We start from the raw sequence: 16,438 nt of genomic DNA, 5'->3' as shown, positions 1-16,438 counted from the left end.
CACCATGGGTGTCGGCTTTTTGCTTGCTGCGATCCTCAAATCGCATCGTATTTTTTGTCCGGCTTGTCGGATGTTGACCGGCTCATTTCCCGAAGCTGTTCAGATGATTGCCCAGGCTCTCCGGTACAGTACATATCAACCGGGCCATGACGCTCGATCATCGGGGACAGCCAGCGTTTGTATCCTTCACCGAACCACTGATCTCGTGGAATTTCCACACCGATTGGAGTGAGCAGGCCGCTGTAGGCCAGGCGCAGATACTCCATCGCAGCAGCAACGCCTTTCTCGTGGTATACCTTGGCATACTGGCGACGAACCTTGTCGTAGTATTTGCCTTGATCGCCACGGTACGATGCTTTTTTCCCGATCAGGTTGAGGCCAATAACACGAAGAACCTCAAGACATGATCCGAGCATCCAAAAGGGCAGCATGATCAGTAGAGCGATCACTTTGACTGGTATGACAAAGAGAAGCTCGGTCATTGGGTGCCCGGTCAGCATCTGGCCGGCATGGATGTTCGGTTCATCCACCGGAATGCAGCGTGCCCGAAATCGAATCGGAACATAGCTGGTCATCTGCATGGCGGTCGCAAAGCCCACGGCGAATAAAAAGAATGGGCCAGCAATCACCAAAATCAGGCCAAAGATGCCTGCAACCGACGAATCCTTAAACGTATAGATGACGCCTGCAATCAGAGCGCATACGAACAAGAATCCCATCAGCATGTTATGGGTGTTGCGTACTTGATCCCAACCATTACCCCGTTCGAGCATGGCTGCTAAACGCACAGAGCTGTCGGGGGCGGTGCGCCCCAATGTGCGCCCAATATCGGTCATGCTGGATGATGCAGTGAGCCCGGCCGCGAGGCTGTCATTTGATGCGTAGGCTTGTTTTTTTGCAGGCATAGCAGACTCCTGATTCAATTACTATGCGTTGTAACTCTTCTTAATACCAAGAATACAAGTGAAAAAAAATGGCGCCAGTAAGGAAACCTACGGGCGCCATGAATTCAGGCTCACTTTTTTAAAGAATCCTAGGCTCTATCAACGCCCGGAGCTTTATTGGTTCCAGGCCGATCCCGTCTCTGACCGTTCTTTTGGGCAATGCCTTCGGTGCGCTGAATAATACCAACGACACCAGAGCGAACGGCTTGCTCAACGCTGTTCTCACCGAAGGTCTGACGCTGACCAATCCAGTTGATCGCCCGATCATTCAGCTCCAACATTCCGCTGAAAATGCGCATGATAACTTGGTACACAATAATCGCAAGAATCGTCAATCCCGCTACGGTCGAAACTGGCCCAAAAGTGTAACCAGACGTGATGCCAAAGAAGCCAATGAGTATATAGTCAATGAGAAATATCCCGGCAAGATCCAACACCTTAATCCCGATAGTAAAACCGATAATCATCAATGTTGGATAAAAAAGGATGGACAGCAGGTGAATCAAACCTTGTTGTGCGGTTTGAGGAGCAAATGCTTTTTGTCCCATATCACTTGCAAACAGAACTGACCACAAAGGGATCACCACGACAGCCTCAATCACATAGATCAACCACTGGATCAGGCCAATCAACCACTGAATCATAATGACTGCCGGCAAATAAAAGGCTAGGAACAATCCCAGCAGGAATAGATACAGAAACACCGGTTTGATGTCATTCAGGAGCTCAACAAGAAAGAAGCCGATCCAGGATGTAGCAAACGGTGAAATTGCTTCTCCGGCAGCGCTATCTATCGGATTAAGGAAAAACGACGTTACTTTATTAAAAAAGCCTTGGCTGGCTTTATTTTCGGCCCATTTGCTGGTTGATCGTGCCATCAGTTCGATGGAGTAAAACGTACCTGCAATAGCGATCAGGTTGTGTCCGGTATTGACCAGAGATGTCATCAGGTTTTTATCAATCATCGTGCCGACGACACTCGGAAAGATCCAATCCCGGAAAAGCGTTGATGTAACTACGTCAGGGCCAAAGCTATCACCATCTCCCAGAACCGCGCCCTGATTTTGAGCGCCGCTATCAAGAAGCGATTCCAGGTACGTGGGCAATTCTTCACGCATTTGACTGGCACGAATTTTCTCGTCTAGCGCAATGGTGTTGCTCGTTGCGCTATAGCCAGACGCCGCATATTGCAGAGGGTTTGGGTCCAGACGGGTGTTCATGATTTTGCGGTTTACGGCCCGGCGATATTCGGTGAGGCGGTTCGCCATGCGGTTTGCAAACTCAGCATCACCCGTCGCTGCTTCAAGGCTGCGGATAATCTCACCAACCCCAATTCTTGCGGTCGCATTAAAGTTGACCGAATCGAGCACAGCGGAGTTGTACACATTTTGCTGGAACCAATAAAGACCGAGCACCGTCCAACCAGTTCTCATTACAGCATCCTGAAAGCTGTCACCAGTGCTCTGATTGCGTGACCGAAGTTGGTCAATCGCCGTCATGTAAGCTCGTACAACATCCGATTGAAGGCGATCAATTTCCTGTTTTATGGCCAACGCAGCACGTTCGATTTGCTGTTCTTCCAGATATTGAGATTGGTGATATGCCTCCATCTTATCTGGATCGGTGAGTGCTTCGAAATACAGATCCACATCCCAAGTCAGGTAATCGACGGCTGCGCCAATTCGACCTGATCCGTTCACAGCACGGTCAACGAACAGACTTTCCAATTGTTCGTGTGCTCCCTGGAACGCCTGAGCTACAACACGCTTGTCCTCGTTTCGGGTAACATCCTCTTCACCACATAGGATGCCGCCAGCGCACTGACCGCCCGATCCATCAGGCGCTGGTTGTGGAGGGCGCTGCCAGACTTGTGTATCACCAAAGTATGCGTCGTACTCGACGACGACGCTGCCGCAAAAGTCCAGAGCATCACGTTCACTGTTTACAAAGTTGCCCGCAGTACCAGTCCGGGTGATAGAGAACGTCACCCCGTTTCGCTTGGGCTCTCCATTCCCAGAGAATCCTTTTGATGCCGGCCCCACAAGCCGGGTTAACGTGTCAGAATCTGAAACGACAACCGGTTCAACCTGTACACCTGATCCACCCTGGCTTTCCATATACTGCCCAAGGGCATTGAACATTGCCTTGCACACATGTGCATCCACAATCCCTTGAACCGTTGTCCGAACACCGGGCAGCGGAATTTCGGTGATAAGGCCATACTCACTGGAATCGACCGACCGCTCAGCCGTCAGGTTTCCAAGAAGATTCGACTGTTCGGCCACCCAAATACCGACGTACTGCCCCATAGAGTAGCCGGACCAGGGTAGGGGAACTGCAAGTGCGACCGCAAAAACCATGTGAATGGGTGCCCACGTCATACTGATTGGGCTTTGTTCAATATCCCTTGCCTGAGCTGCGATCAGGACGTGCTGCACGCCTTTGATCATCATCACCAAAACAACGACCATCGCGCAAACCAGGGAAAACGGTGTGATGACAGCCCCGACAATGCCTTTGTCGGCTGGCATATCATTCAGTGACCCGCTTTCAAACAGGGATGACAACATCCATGCTCCGTAACCGCCGGTCACTGACGCCCGTTCATCCATCGGAACGTCTGCAAGGGCATGACCAGTCGATGCGGCCAGAATGACGAAAAGGGCTAACGCCCATTTCGTGTATTTGAACGATGCCTTGTGGTGTTTATCCATCATCTTGCTTACCCGCGTGAATTTTTCGCTGGCTTTTCATCGCCGCGCTGAATGGTCAGGCTCTGGGGGGCTGACGATCTGCTTTTTCGTTTGAGGATGTGAGACACCTTCCAATAACAAGCGGCCTGAAACGCACCTCCGATACAGATGGCTCCAGTGGCGATAAGTGCTGCGAGGTCAACATTTCGGCCATGAATATAACCAACCAGCAGGAGTGCGAAGTACCCAGTCATCAACACGGTGATAATGGTGACAGATAGTGCCACCGCGACGCTCTTGCCGGCGGTAATCGGGCCAGTGGGCTCGGCGGATCGAAGTGTTCGTCGCAGCCCCCACAGATCACGCCACAATTTGGGGTAGCGCGGCTTGATCCGTTTTGCATCCCGGACCAGCACATCCCACGCTCCGAGCTTGACGGCAGCGCGCACTACATTGCGCAGGCCGGAACCCAGCAGACTGCTACCCTTTCCCGGCTTCTCTTGCGCGGTCGCACCTTCATCCCAGCGTGCTTCCTTCTCGCTCCACTTAACCTGTTTTGAAGATTGCTCCATGGCTACAGTCTCACATTTATAAAATCACATGGGGTATATTATGCAGCAATTGGTTACCAGATCGGAGTCTGTGAACGATTCCTGCAACCACAATTTCCAATACGCAACATAGGTAGTCGCTTTTTGTGGACTGTTTGACGAACCCTGAACTCCAAAGCACGCCAACACACACCGTTGGTCAACACACATATTGGCGACGAATTGATGGGGTCGCCGAAAAGGTCGTGAAGCTCATTGATGAGAAGGAATCATGGGTCATCGAAGGGCATCCGGACTTCATGGATGTTCTGGATGAATTGATTTCGTTGGTCAGGCAGCACCCCTGTGTGACGGAGTACATGCGGGAGAATCCCGAGGATACGCTAAAGCTGATGGCATATTTACATGGCTCAACCGCCATGATGCTGCTGCACGTTAACGCCGAGCTTCGACCGCAGTTTATCTCGTCGTTTCTCGACCTTGTTTCCAATCTTGTAGCCACCTCGCCAGGGGGCGAGGTGAAGGTGTCGGCGCAGTTGGCGCTTGAGCGTTTTCTGGCCTTCGAACGGGCCGGGCTAATCGCTCGTATTTTTTCGCATGAGCGTGTCGAAGGCGTCCTTGACGCCATCGAACGCGCAAGTGCGTCCGCGAAGGCGCGTCGCACTTGATAACAGGAGGCTTTCACTATGATTCGGTTGTTCCATAAAGCGGGCCACTCCGCAGCAGGGGTCTCCATGATTCTGGTTGTGAGCATGGCAGCATCGGCGCTTTCCGTCGCCCCTTCCAGCGCCGCAGCTGGACCCCTGCCTTCTGGGGCCGGGTGTGAAATTCTCAGCAAGCTGCGTGAGGCTAATCGTGAGACGAATTCCGCCATCGCCAGCGGTAAGGCTCAGAAGGTGGTTGAAAACCTGCCGGACTTCGATGCAGAAGAAGCCGGCTGTATCAGCGATTATGGTGCGAATCTTGGGTTTGGTGCGGTGACCGCGCTGGCTAAAGGATTGTTGAGCAGTTTGGAAAAAGCCGCGTGCCAGGCTGTGGACAATTACATCAACGACAGTATCTCTAAAATCGGAGTGTCCATTTCGGCGCCGATGGACCTCGGGGAGTTGTCGGTTAGCCTTGGGCGCAGCAATTCGCTGATCACAGTAGATGACAGTGGCCGAGAACTGGGTATCAACTTCGACAAAGTGATGGGGGACCTGACTGAAAATCTGCCCACGTACAGTGGCGATAAGATACAGGTCGATGGCGATATGTACGTTGATCGCCTGCCCGGATCGCAATACACGACCCAATCCCGTGGCCAGTCGATTCCGACTCCAAATTACAACCCCGGCCTGCGCCGCTGATCTGGAGATGCTGCTATGGCGAAACAACGGTTTGGTGTAAAAATCTGTGTGCTGGCGGCTGCTGTGAGTGCGTTTTCTGTCCTCCCGACATCGGCGAACGCCTGCACTTGTATCGGGACGATTTCTAGTGGGGCATCCAATGTGACTATGTTGGTGGCAGGTGGTTCGGCAGCCATCGTCTCAGCCCTTCAGCTTGGCTTTGATAAAACGTCGGCCCAGGTCATGGCCTCCGAAGCAAAGATGGCGAAGGAAGTGGTGTCGGCCATTACCGCGATGGAGAAAGCGCTAACTAGCCAGATTCTGATGCAACCGGCAATTGAAGAGTCTATCCGTCAAGATCTGAATGCTACGTCTCCCTCACGCCATGCAACCAACGAATGTGAGTACGTGCAACGCACAGGCGACACCCAGGCTGCTGATATGTTGCTCGGCGCGCAGCAGGAAGAGCTTACACGAGCAGTCATTACCTACAACGAAACGCCCAGCCAATACCCGGAGACCACTAACGCAGAGGTAGCCTTTGGTGCTCTCGTAGGCAAGCTCATCCGGGACAACCCAGAAATCAAAACGGCGCCAATGAATGTTCTGGCCGGGCCAGATGACATCGGTGCCATGTCGCCAGAGGAATTTCAAACCGCATCCCGGGCGTTGAACCTCACTTTGAATCCTCAGCCGGCCCGTAAGATCAAGAGCCCTTCCACGCCCTCTGAAATCAAGAAGAACGTGGACGCCGATTTGTTCAACATGCGACTGTCCATTGCCCAGGGCATCTCTCAAAACCTGCTTGCTTACGAAGCGCCGGTCCTGGATCTTCCTGAAGATTCCTGGTTCGCATCAATACTTGAGCGTATGTCGCCTGAAGAATACGACACCTTTGTGGCTGAAAACCGCAAAGTGGCGTATTCGGATTTGATCAGGCACATGGCCACCCATCGCATGAACGATCCTGCCACGGTCGCGAGTGCGGCCACCAAAGAGCCGGAAGGTCTGCAAAAAGACCTGGCGATGGTAAAGGCCGATCATCTGGTGATGGATTACGAACTTTGGAAGCTAGAACGCTACGAGACGCTGTTGATGTCGCAGATACTTGCTTCACAGGTACGACAGGAGCGTAAGTGATGTCAGGCCGAAGATTCCCAGTCCGTTCACTCGCTGTGGGCATCGCAATAGCCCTTGCGCCGCTATCTGGACAAGCTACCCCTGGTTTTGCTGCAGGTTTCGCCGCCGGTTGTGGCGTTTGCGCTGGAGCTGCTGGCGGTGCTTTCGGTGTGATTCAGTCTGCATTGACAATCAGTGAGCAAGCCATTGGCCGGGCAATCAACGAAGGTATCTACACGAGCCCAATTCCGGTGGGGTTCCCCATGCTTCAAGCCCAGATTCAGACCAGTGTGGGAAAATCGTCAAGCCTGATCGTTGGACAGATTGAGCGTACAACCAAGAATCTTGTCGCCAGCATGGTTGGCTCTGCATCTACCAACGTCGGGGTTGAACAAACGGTAAGCACGGAAAAAGCAACCAATGCTACTGCGGATGCTCATGGCGGATGCCAATCACTGGCCTATGGCACGGTAAGCAGTCTGAAGCCCAGGTCTTCGCTGGGTTGGGGCTATCAATACGTTACTACAGGGCGATTCGTCTCGGATAGCGGGGAATTGATCGGTGACGCTATTTCGCCGCCAGACTCTGTACCAACAGATGCCGATGGGATGCAGGCTCAGATGATGGGTACTGCGTCCCGGGCAGCACAGGTTGCTAACCAAGACTTCCTCCAACTTCGAAAACTTGCTGCCCAAAACGGTAGCCCGGACGCGACTATTCCGGAAATCCTAAACCCGTCCATACTCATCAGCGATGAAAAACTCACGCTATCAATTCAGCCGGATGAATATGGTCTTTCCGACGATCAAAGGGCTGACTATCTGATTCAGTACCTCATGGTGGATGCACCGACTCATGGAGACGCGCTTGCTAGAGCGGCAACAACGCCGGAGGAGCTCAGACAGGCTACCCAGGCCCAGCTCGATGATATGGAATTTGGGATGGCCATGAAGGCACTCGACGATCACATCAAGTTTCGTCGTGCAAGGTCTCAGGCGACCGACGTGGATCAGTTTCTTGCCGAATCGATGGGCGAGCCGGTACCCGAGGTCACATCGAACGAAAATTTCTGGTACAACCTGGCTCACTACCGTCAACGGGACGCCATCTGGTTATCGCAAGTTGCCGTTGACGATGCCTATGCGTTGGCTCAGCTGGTTCAGATGGAGGCCGAGCATTTGGCAATGAAGTTCGAAAAGTGGAAGACCAAACGAACCAAGGTTCTTCTGCTCGCGCAGGTCGCAGCAAACATTATGGAGAAGGAACGAGATGGCTTCTGAGCACTATTCACTGGCCGCAGAACCCGTAGGTTTGCCAGACCCCTTCGACGAATCATCCCGGGTTGATGAATTGCTGAATCGCGCTCGTGTGTTGGCGGGATATGCCCCCAGGCCCGCCTCAAATCATGCCCTCAATGACTTAATCAATCGCTCCGGCAATCTTTCAGATCTGGCAGGCTCACTCCGCGTAACGCTGAGAATGATGTGGGTGGAAGCAGAAGCAACTGAAGGCGTAGCACCGACATATAATGGCCAGACTTCGGCACCCCCACGCACAGAATAGGGGATGGTAGTTCTGACGGGTTACATAGTAACCCGCTCGTTCTCACTTTCCGGTTCTGATAGACCTGGATCGTCACTACCGTCACCGGTATATCGCACAAAGTTGTCGCGCTCTGGATCAAACGATACACGCTCAATCAACCCAGTTTTCTCTGCAGCGTCAAGTTCCGACTGATACTTCAACCGAAACGCCCGCTTGGCTTGCTGCTGAACTTCGTTGTCAGTGTCGTCGCCAACAAAATGTCTGAGCACGGCGATCAGATTGTCATGACTTGCGGAAAGCTCACGCATGCGTGCATCGCTTTCGCTGAGGCTGGCTTCCAATTTCTGACTCGCCTTGGCTTGCATTTCGATCACGTTCCGCTGTTCTTCGACGAGTTTCCGCAGTTCTTCAAGCTCAGACGTGGTCTGATCCATGCGCGCTACGATCCGGGCGTCGTTCTCCTGATTTTCAAGGTCCTCGGCCGCATCTTTCAGATCTCTAACGTGGTCCCAGAGTGCTTTGAATAACCTTGTTGTCGCAACAGCAACCACCATAGTTGTTGATGCCCCGGGAACTTCAAGTGCAGTGGCGCCGATTGCCAGGCCTCCCACGAGCATCGATGCGTAGTACAGTTTTCCAACCACGCCGGAAGATCGAGCACAAAACTCTTTTGCAAAGCGCTTAGTTTTGGCCATCTGTTTCTTACACCTGGTCCACCAGTGCGCTTTAGGGGGGGGAGCGTCTTGTTGTGGTGTGTTCATTTGCTCTCCTTACTGCCCAAGTCTAACAGGAAGACCGGGTAGGGCAGGTTAATCTATGAGGGGCGAAGGGTGGCAATACACAGGGACGACGTGTGACGTGTGTCGTCCCCGTGCTGTGCTTAATGCAAACGGGGGGCTTCGGGGCGCTCTTCTTCACCATGGTACTGCTCAGCGGCGCCCTGTGTGACAGCAGAAACTTGCCGGGCCTTATCGGCCTCCTCAATTTGCCGTTGCGCATTCAGAAGAGCTTTGCGAGCCTGCTTCGAGTTTTGCAACATCTCTACGACGCTGGCTCGGGTTTCAGGATCATTCTGCAGATCCCGAAATGTGGCCACCAGTGCCCGCTTGAACCGCGGGTCTTGCAGAATGGGATCGTCTTGCAAAGTTGCGCCGGAGCCTTTTTGAGAAGCTGTTGTATCTTTGGCTGCGGCGCCTTCAAAAAGCGAGTCAATGCCATTTAAATGCAGCTTGGCCACGTGTTCGGCAATGCTCATGGCGCCAATTTTCAGGACGCCACCGAGAATCATAGCCGAGCTCGCAGATCTGGCTGCCTCGACGGCTTCCGGCGTGGTCGCTGTAGCCGCACTGAGCAGTGTGGCTCCGCCGGCCATGACCAGGAGTGTGCCGCCTGCAAGCCCGGTTTTGGTGCCGTACTCAGCAAAGTATTTTGCCATTCCATGATGAGCGGCTTTGATTCTCTCCGACCACGGCTTCGATGATTTTTCCTTTTGGCTAACCGATACACCGGTCGTCATTGCATACGTCTTGTCGTACATCGCACTACTCCTAGCGTTATTTGCTGCCCCTGTTTATTCAGGTAGCAATTCGGCTCGGGCCTCATTGACAATATCTGCAAAGTCCAGAACAAGAATTTGCAGATTCTCCAGCATCGCGAGATCTTTCGTTGTCAGTTTCTGAACCGAGCCGCTATCGAATTTCGAAGCGGCACCTTGAGTTGCTGTTACGAGCATCGAATACTGAATATGAATGTCGAAAACACCGGGGTGTGCGCATTCTTTCAGTTCTTCAATTTTTGGCCCAAGCTGAGCCATTTCGTTCTTGATGAATTTGTACCGATCCGTTGCGTTGAACAGTGTGATCGGTGGCCGCTTATCTCCTGAACTCTTATTGAGATTGGTCATCTGCTCACTCCAACCGTGTTTTATCCACATTTTCGGTGGGTATTTCTGTGGAAAACATTCATAAGTGACGGACAACCAAGCTCTCACCGGTTTGATTAAAAACTGATCAAGCTGGCGTCATCCGCACGTCTGAATTCTGACCAAATTGTAAATCAGATGACGCTATCCCATGTGCAACTCTACTCAAACGCTCGTTTTCACCAGCAAATCGATGGAATGTGGCTTCGGCTGGTGTGCCTTTCACGATCTTTTCGATCAGTGATCGCCGTTCCCGGGTGCTCATAAGTCTTATAATCTCAGTGCTGGCGTCACCACTGTGCATTTCGTCGTTCCAGACGGCATTCTGACGTTCTTTGATGTCCAGCTTTTCCATTAACTGTTCACACCAGGCGCCGATGGCGATGAGTGGGCCGCTTGTAGCCATACCGGTTGCACCAAGAACAACCGCCATAGCTTTAAGTTCCTCTGCAACCAATGGATGCTCGGAACTGTGTCCCATAACCCCAGCGGTAACCGCGCAAACGCCCATTACGCCCAATGTGGTGCAGCCCAGCGGATAGCCAAACTCCGCGATAAACCGCGCGGTATCCCGAAGCCCTGTCTTCAGGCGATCGGACCAATGCTTGATTGACTGAATCATGTCCCGTTTTCTCGACTGACTGTTTTGGCTGGTCATGCCAGTTTCAAATGGCTTGCGGCTTCCGGCTCATCGATATTCTCAATATCGGGCTCCGCTTGCAGATTCGTTGTGTCCGTCGCCAGCGGATCAAAACTCTCGATATGGTTTGCCATCTTTTTCGACAGGGTGGCGATTACCGGCTGATCCGCACTTTTTTGTGACAGACCTATCCGGACGTTCTGGGTCTTGTAGTCCTCCATTCTCAAGCCATGCTCTTTGAGCGCAGCTTGCACCGCCCGGGTGTCCCAATCCGTTTGAAAATGCGCATCTGTCAACAAGCCGTGACTTTCCAGCGTCTGAATCATTCGCTCAACGTCGGCCCGGCCCCGCGTCTTGGTGATGGTTTGGGGGTCAACTCCTTTCATCAACAGATCTTTCGCCGCCTGTTCCGTGTTAAACCGCCGGCTAATGCCACTGCTCACCCCGGAAACGCTAAACGGCCAATCTGTCAGCGCATACTTCTCGGCCACAGAGATCAGTGTCTTTCGTGCTCGTTCGGCATTCTCTTTAGCAACCGTTTCTGCCAGCTTGTGGGTCAGGAACTCGTTGTGCGCATTTTCCACGACCTTCCGATCTTCATTGGTGAACGTGTCGGGCAGCTTGGGCTTCGGCTTTCTGTACGGTGTGCCTGTCAGCACATACGTTTCCCAGAAGTGCTTCGTCAGGTTGATTAAGTTATTTCCCAGACCCTGGTTATGTTTGAAATATCTGGTTCTCATGCCAAAGCCCGGACGGTTGATTCGGGCAATGTCCTTTGCCAAAGCCGTCCAGTCTTTGGGTGGATTTTTCATGAGGTCGTCCATCATTTCTGGCGGCAGATCAAGTTCCGCCAGGCAATATCCATCGACGGCTGTGCCAGTATTCGCCAAATGGATTAGGCCATACCAGTGAAGCTGGGCACCGTTAATCACGGAGAGGCCCTGGTTCTCGTCTAACCGATTCCGAACCTTGAAATCGGTGATAACTCGCAGGCCGTTGGCTACGGCAACTTCATCCGGATTCCCGCCAATATGGGCATATTCTTTGTGAGGTTTGGAGAACGCGGCCTGCACATCCGGCGCATCCAGAATGCTCCGGTGGCCTGTCATTTGAAGATATACTGCGCGGGCCAGGGGCTCCAATGCCGTGCCGCGCTTCATGTAGATGTTCGGGTAATCAGGCAAATCCAGGAGCATCTTCTGGCGCCAGATGCCCTCCAAATCCTTGTATGCCGGCCGCTCTCCGAGCGCAGCCAGCACAAATTCTCCCGCTTCGGAACCACCGATAACGCCTGCTCGGCGAGCGTGCCAAACAGCGCGCTCGGGTTCAAACCGGATGATCTCTTTCGCCCATCGAACAGCTACATCATCCGGGATCACCGCGCGCTGAGGTAGTGCGTCTACTGCCGCCATGACCTCTTTAATTTGCTTCTCAAACGCGCTCACGGGTCTCTCCTGGAACATTTCATCTTCCAATAGTCTAAGTGAACAATGTTGAAACGAAAGAGGGACCCGAGTGAATGTATCCTTTGTGCTACACTGCCCTCGGTTGATTGTTTTCTGATCGCCGGCCAATGGCAGGGGAGGGGTTATGGCGACAATGAAAAGCTATGTCGGATTCGTCGCGAGCCTCCTTGTGCAACGAGACGATTTCCAGGTATTCCGGTTTCAAGCCGCAGAGGATTCCCTAAACCGGAGTAAGGACTCTCCGAATTCGTTCTCATGTGTTCTCACATCCGGCAATATTCACGAGAACGAGGCTCTTCTCATCAAGGGCTACTGGCGAAAACATGACGCCTATGGGTGGCAGTTCTGGGTCGTTGACTATGCGCCCACCATGCCGACAACAGCGGAGGATATTCGTCGCTACCTTTCCGCCGGACACATTGAGGGCATCGGGCCTGAACTTGCATCTCGCCTGGTCAAGCGATTCGGTGACAGGACCATGCACATGATGCTGAATAACCCCGTTGCCTTAACCACTGTTGAAGGGATAGGGGTAGGTAAAGCCGACATCATTCATTCGCATACCCGCAGGCTGGCGCAACTTCAAGCGATTCACAAGATGCTGGCGGATTGGGCGGTTCCGGCCGCGATGGCATCCAAGGTCGTCGAAGACCATCAAGAAAACGCACCCGAGTACGTCGCGGAAAATCCATGGCGGCTAATGATTGATTATCAGGCGCCACTTAAAGTAGCTGACCGGGTTGCAGAACATTCCGGCTGCAAACAGATGGATCTGCGATACGCCGCTATAGCTGAGGATCTTCTTCGTCGATGCCAGGATCACCATGGTTCGCAGGTCGCTTACCTGAAAAGCCAGGTTTGTACGATCTTTGAGGCTGAATATCAGGGCGAAGACTTCAACAAGGTGATAAAAACCCCGGTCATTACCATCGTTTCAACCGGGGTCGATGATTACGTTGTTGCGACCAACAACATGGACATATTGGTTAAGCTCCTGACAGCAAATCCCTCCCGGCTGTCAGGAGCCCTTTAGCCACGCTCTCATGTTCCGAACGGTTCGGCTGCTATCCTGAATCACGACCCGCTGTTCTTCCTGAGATTCTAACTTGGCCGGTACACTGTCGATATGCTTCGGGTACCCAATGCTTTTTGCGATTGCGACCGCGGTTTCTTCGCTGACCCGGCGACTCTCTTCCAGTGATGTGCCCAATGCTCGTTCAATGCGGCCGGCATAATCGCCGCCCCGGGCTGCAATCTCAATTTCCGCAGGGTGTATTGGCCGCTGAACTCGCTCCGCCAGCCGATTGGGATCAAGCACCCATTCTTTTCCACTGAGCAACGACGACGCTTTTGTAGGTTCGCCTACAAGGGTAGGAGGTTCTTTTGGAATCTCTGCATCTGGTGATTCGGATTCGGGAGGGTGATAACCTGCCAAAGCGTCCAGTGTTTCCTGGACGGATGGAGCTTCCTCTGTCTCAACTGGCTTTTCCAGACCATCAGTCGCCGAACTATCTTCCTTGCCTGCCATGGCAGATTTCACCACCTCAGCACGTCGTGAGTGGCTGCTGTCACCTTGTTCGGCACGAACATTCCGTCGCGGTGAGTTGAGAATGTCGAGGCTGTCGCTGACATCATTAAGGGATGCGCTCAGGCCATCGAGCTCCATAGACGAATCCGGCCATTGAGTATCGTCAAGCGTGGACACTGTATCGAACAAGCTGGTGGCATCTAAATTGGCTTGCTCTTCGTCCCGATCCTGTGTGGTTGGCATCAGATCCAGCGAATCCTCCGAATCCCGTAGATCTTCCACTGCGGTTTGGTCATGCTGAATGCTTAGCGCAGCAATAAACAAACCTTCGCTGGCAACAAGATGGTTATCCGGCAATTCGGCAGGCTTTTCCTTGGCGCGCTTTAGGTGCCTCAGAACTTGCCGCCACTGACTCATTGCCAGGTCAAACTTTGCTTCTCCAAGAGGGTGACTGCCGTCAAGGCTAAATTGCGGGATCACATTGCTGTTTTCCAAGCCAAGATCATGGCCTTTGGAAACAGCGTCCTTGATGGCGGTCACCAGCGGGGAGTCGTTGAGTAGCAGCTTGAAGCCCGGCCCCCGGGTAGGCTCACCAACATCTGGTAATCTGAGAATCTGGAAATCACTGATGATCGACTCTTCATCAAGCCCATGGTAAAAGCTCTGCCACGGGATCACTTTGTCACGCCAGAACACAAAACCTTCACCAACCAGGGCAGACCGCGTGTCCTGAGAGCTGACCCGTTCACGCTTCTCAAAGCTCGCGCTTCGATTGTCGATATAATTTCCAAGCAGGCCACCTTCATCCATCTGGTAGCCAGCCGTAACGGCCGTGATGCCTTCGCCCGCAATTTCTTCAATCAACTTCCGCGTTTCGCCAAGCCCCTCGCTTGCCATTATGGTCTTGGTCTTTGTGTTCTCAAAAATCTGCTCTGCTTCGTTCGCATTTTCCTTCTTCATGCCGGCCACGTCCTGGCCGGCCACTGTGCAGGCAACCCCGAGGCTCCGCGCCTGCGCAAAGAGGGCGCCAATACCTTCGATCAGCACAAAGGCTGCCTCATCAATATATAGCCCGAATGGAATTGGTGCATTAGTCGGCAGTGCGTCCAAAACCTCAGCTTTCGTACCTTCAATGTAAGGCGGGAGCCCGGTCGATACAGCGTTTTTCTGGCCCGCCAGCACCAACTTACCAAGGTTCTTCATTTCTTCCGGGGCTTTTTCAAGCGCGGGAATCAGAACAACCAGAATTCGGCGTCTCAGAATGAGATCCAGGAAGTTGACCTCGCCACGGCCAACCATGTAAATATCAGCGTAGCTATCGGACAGGGTGCTCAGTGCGCGGGTGAAATATGCCTGTGCAAATCCGTGTTGCCGATATACTTCGCTGTCTTGTTTGTCCGTTGGGTTGCCCTGACGATCAACCGGGTTTTCCTGGTAACCTGACAGTGATGAGAGATACGCCCGAATTGCTTCACGACTTTCAGGTGAAATCGGTTTTGCCCGTTTGAGCTTTTCCAGCTCCTTGAACTCCATTGCCTTTCGCAGTACCCCTGGATTGATCTTCAATCCGGCGTTATCGCGCAGGTCAACAAGCGCAGGCATGGTTGCCGATACCAGGCTGATTGCTCGCTCAGAAAACAGTTTGTTCTCTGATCCACCGGGTGGCATAAGAGACACCAAAAGCTGCGTAATAGATTCAGATGAACCAAATGCGAATAGGTTGGCGCAGTGGCCTCGCCTCATCGCTCGATCCAGTTTTTTATTCGTATTGCCCTTGATGTAGTTCAGTGTTCGGAAGTCATCTTCCCGACCGAAAAAACGTGCCAAAGTGAAAATTTGCCATCCCAGCTTTGGGCCAGCTTTCGGGTCGATCAGGCTGGCGGAACTACCGCTGGCGATGAAATTGGCAATCTGCGACACAATCGTTTCTGATTTACCCGAACCCGTTGTCCCGATAATCAGCTGGTGCATACATAGATAATTGAAGGTCAGCCAGATCTCATAGGCACGCTTAGCCAGTCGCAAGTTGCCCATCAAGAACTCGCCGCTTGCTTTGTTAAAGCCTCTCCGGCCTGGCTTGGGATCGTTCAAATCTTTGATATTTGCTTCTGTCGGAAGGTAGATCGGAAGCGTTTGCTCTTTACTCTTCACGCAGCCGACGACCCAAAACAAAATGGGAGTAATGACAACTACAAAAAACGTGGTACTGACCGCAGCCAAGGGCAGAAGCATCAATACTATCGCGGAGGCAAGACCAGGGGAGTCTGCCAACGTATCGCGCACCTTTTCCATCGGGCGGCGGGTGTCGCGATAGAGCTGCTCATGTGGAATTTCCTTATCAGATGTCAGGCTTCTCAGTTTCTGATTCTGTGCTGAACCCATTTCACATCCCATCAACGTTGATCTAATCGGTAAGAAACTCAGGCAATGGGTAGCTGTTGCGACCAATATGATCACGCTCACGCGCATCATCGTCTTCAGCTTTCTCGGATACCGAAGCGCTGAACAGCGCCTTGCCAATTGAATTGCGCACAAGCAAATCGGTATTCAAATCCAGTGATTCCCACATTGCTGCAGCCGGGTTTTCGCACCCCTGGCCGGCCGCGCGCTTTACCGGCTCAATCACTTTTACCGCCGGCAGTTCGACTGGCGATGCGGCAACCGGGGCCGATACCAAGACGTTGCTCAGTGCCGCCATGAGCA

General features: G+C 52.8%; 15 protein-coding genes. 5 read left to right on the top strand and 10 right to left on the bottom strand.

Going from position 1 to position 16,438, the window contains the following annotated elements; all coding sequences use genetic code 11:
- Positions 1-35 precede the first annotated feature (35 nt).
- The 3 genes from BTO32_RS14845 to BTO32_RS14835 all read right to left on the bottom strand — a co-directional run bounded on the left by BTO32_RS14845 (position 36) and on the right by BTO32_RS14835 (position 4,209).
- Positions 36-905 (bottom strand): hypothetical protein, encoded by an 870-nt coding sequence (locus tag BTO32_RS14845; protein WP_076725435.1) that lies wholly within the window; start codon positions 903-905, stop codon positions 36-38.
- A gap of 128 nt (positions 906-1,033) precedes the next feature.
- Complete coding sequence (locus BTO32_RS14840; RefSeq protein ID WP_076725434.1) at positions 1,034-3,661, bottom strand: DotA/TraY family protein; 2,628 nt, start codon at positions 3,659-3,661, stop codon at positions 1,034-1,036.
- Positions 3,662-3,666: 5 nt separating this feature from the next.
- Positions 3,667-4,209 carry a hypothetical protein gene (locus BTO32_RS14835; RefSeq protein ID WP_076725433.1) on the bottom strand — a complete coding sequence of 181 codons (543 nt, stop codon included), beginning with the start codon at positions 4,207-4,209 and terminating at the stop codon, positions 3,667-3,669.
- Between the two features lie 125 nt (positions 4,210-4,334).
- Here BTO32_RS14835 and icmW point away from each other — a divergent pair, with 125 nt between their 5' ends.
- From icmW to BTO32_RS14815, 4 genes are read left to right on the top strand one after another with little or no spacing between them, the layout of a single operon-like run.
- Positions 4,335-4,856, top strand: a complete 522-nt coding sequence (gene icmW, locus BTO32_RS14830) for a type IVB secretion system protein IcmW (RefSeq protein ID WP_076725432.1) — start codon at positions 4,335-4,337, stop codon at positions 4,854-4,856.
- Between the two features lie 18 nt (positions 4,857-4,874).
- Complete coding sequence (locus tag BTO32_RS14825; protein WP_076725431.1) at positions 4,875-5,537, top strand: hypothetical protein; 663 nt, start codon at positions 4,875-4,877, stop codon at positions 5,535-5,537.
- Positions 5,538-5,552: 15 nt separating this feature from the next.
- Positions 5,553-6,656: a hypothetical protein gene (locus BTO32_RS14820; RefSeq protein WP_076725430.1), complete on the top strand. Its 1,104-nt coding sequence runs from the start codon at positions 5,553-5,555 to the stop codon at positions 6,654-6,656.
- On the top strand, positions 6,656-7,915 hold the full coding sequence (locus BTO32_RS14815; RefSeq protein WP_076725429.1) for a hypothetical protein: 1,260 nt from the start codon (positions 6,656-6,658) through the stop codon (positions 7,913-7,915). The genes BTO32_RS14820 and BTO32_RS14815 overlap by 1 nt, the downstream gene beginning before the upstream one ends.
- Before the next feature lie 303 nt (positions 7,916-8,218).
- Here BTO32_RS14815 and BTO32_RS14810 read toward each other — a convergent pair whose 3' ends face one another.
- The 5 genes from BTO32_RS14810 to BTO32_RS14790 all read right to left on the bottom strand — a co-directional run bounded on the left by BTO32_RS14810 (position 8,219) and on the right by BTO32_RS14790 (position 12,186).
- Complete coding sequence (locus BTO32_RS14810; protein ID WP_076725428.1) at positions 8,219-8,941, bottom strand: hypothetical protein; 723 nt, start codon at positions 8,939-8,941, stop codon at positions 8,219-8,221.
- 119 nt (positions 8,942-9,060) lie between these two features.
- Positions 9,061-9,717: a hypothetical protein gene (locus BTO32_RS14805; protein WP_076725427.1), complete on the bottom strand. Its 657-nt coding sequence runs from the start codon at positions 9,715-9,717 to the stop codon at positions 9,061-9,063.
- A 33-nt stretch (positions 9,718-9,750) separates the two neighbouring features.
- Positions 9,751-10,083: a hypothetical protein gene (locus tag BTO32_RS14800; protein WP_076725426.1), complete on the bottom strand. Its 333-nt coding sequence runs from the start codon at positions 10,081-10,083 to the stop codon at positions 9,751-9,753.
- A gap of 106 nt (positions 10,084-10,189) precedes the next feature.
- A complete protein-coding gene (locus BTO32_RS14795) occupies positions 10,190-10,759 on the bottom strand; it encodes a hypothetical protein (protein WP_076725425.1) in 570 nt (189 codons plus the stop codon).
- Complete coding sequence (locus BTO32_RS14790; protein WP_175618672.1) at positions 10,756-12,186, bottom strand: YqaJ viral recombinase family protein; 1,431 nt, start codon at positions 12,184-12,186, stop codon at positions 10,756-10,758. The genes BTO32_RS14795 and BTO32_RS14790 overlap by 4 nt, the downstream gene beginning before the upstream one ends.
- 145 nt (positions 12,187-12,331) lie before the next feature.
- Between BTO32_RS14790 and BTO32_RS14785 the strand changes: the two genes are divergently transcribed.
- Positions 12,332-13,240, top strand: coding sequence for a helix-hairpin-helix domain-containing protein (locus BTO32_RS14785; RefSeq protein ID WP_076725423.1), 909 nt, complete (start codon positions 12,332-12,334; stop codon positions 13,238-13,240).
- Here the strand turns inward: BTO32_RS14785 and BTO32_RS14780 are convergent.
- Positions 13,226-16,198: a type IV secretory system conjugative DNA transfer family protein gene (locus BTO32_RS14780; RefSeq protein WP_245820352.1), complete on the bottom strand. Its 2,973-nt coding sequence runs from the start codon at positions 16,196-16,198 to the stop codon at positions 13,226-13,228. The two genes, BTO32_RS14785 and BTO32_RS14780, sit on opposite strands and share 15 nt — an antisense overlap.
- The gene (locus BTO32_RS17745; RefSeq protein ID WP_139339074.1) at positions 16,140-16,433 is read right to left on the bottom strand and encodes a hypothetical protein; all 294 of its coding nucleotides are present in this window, start codon (positions 16,431-16,433) and stop codon (positions 16,140-16,142) included. Before BTO32_RS17745 ends, BTO32_RS14780 begins: the two co-directional genes overlap by 59 nt.
- Positions 16,434-16,438: the final 5 nt, after the last annotated feature.

Origin of the sequence: Marinobacter lutaoensis (assembly GCF_001981305.1) — a bacterium.
GTDB lineage: Bacteria > Pseudomonadota > Gammaproteobacteria > Pseudomonadales > Oleiphilaceae > Marinobacter > Marinobacter lutaoensis.
This window is presented reverse-complemented; position numbering and strand designations above follow the sequence as displayed.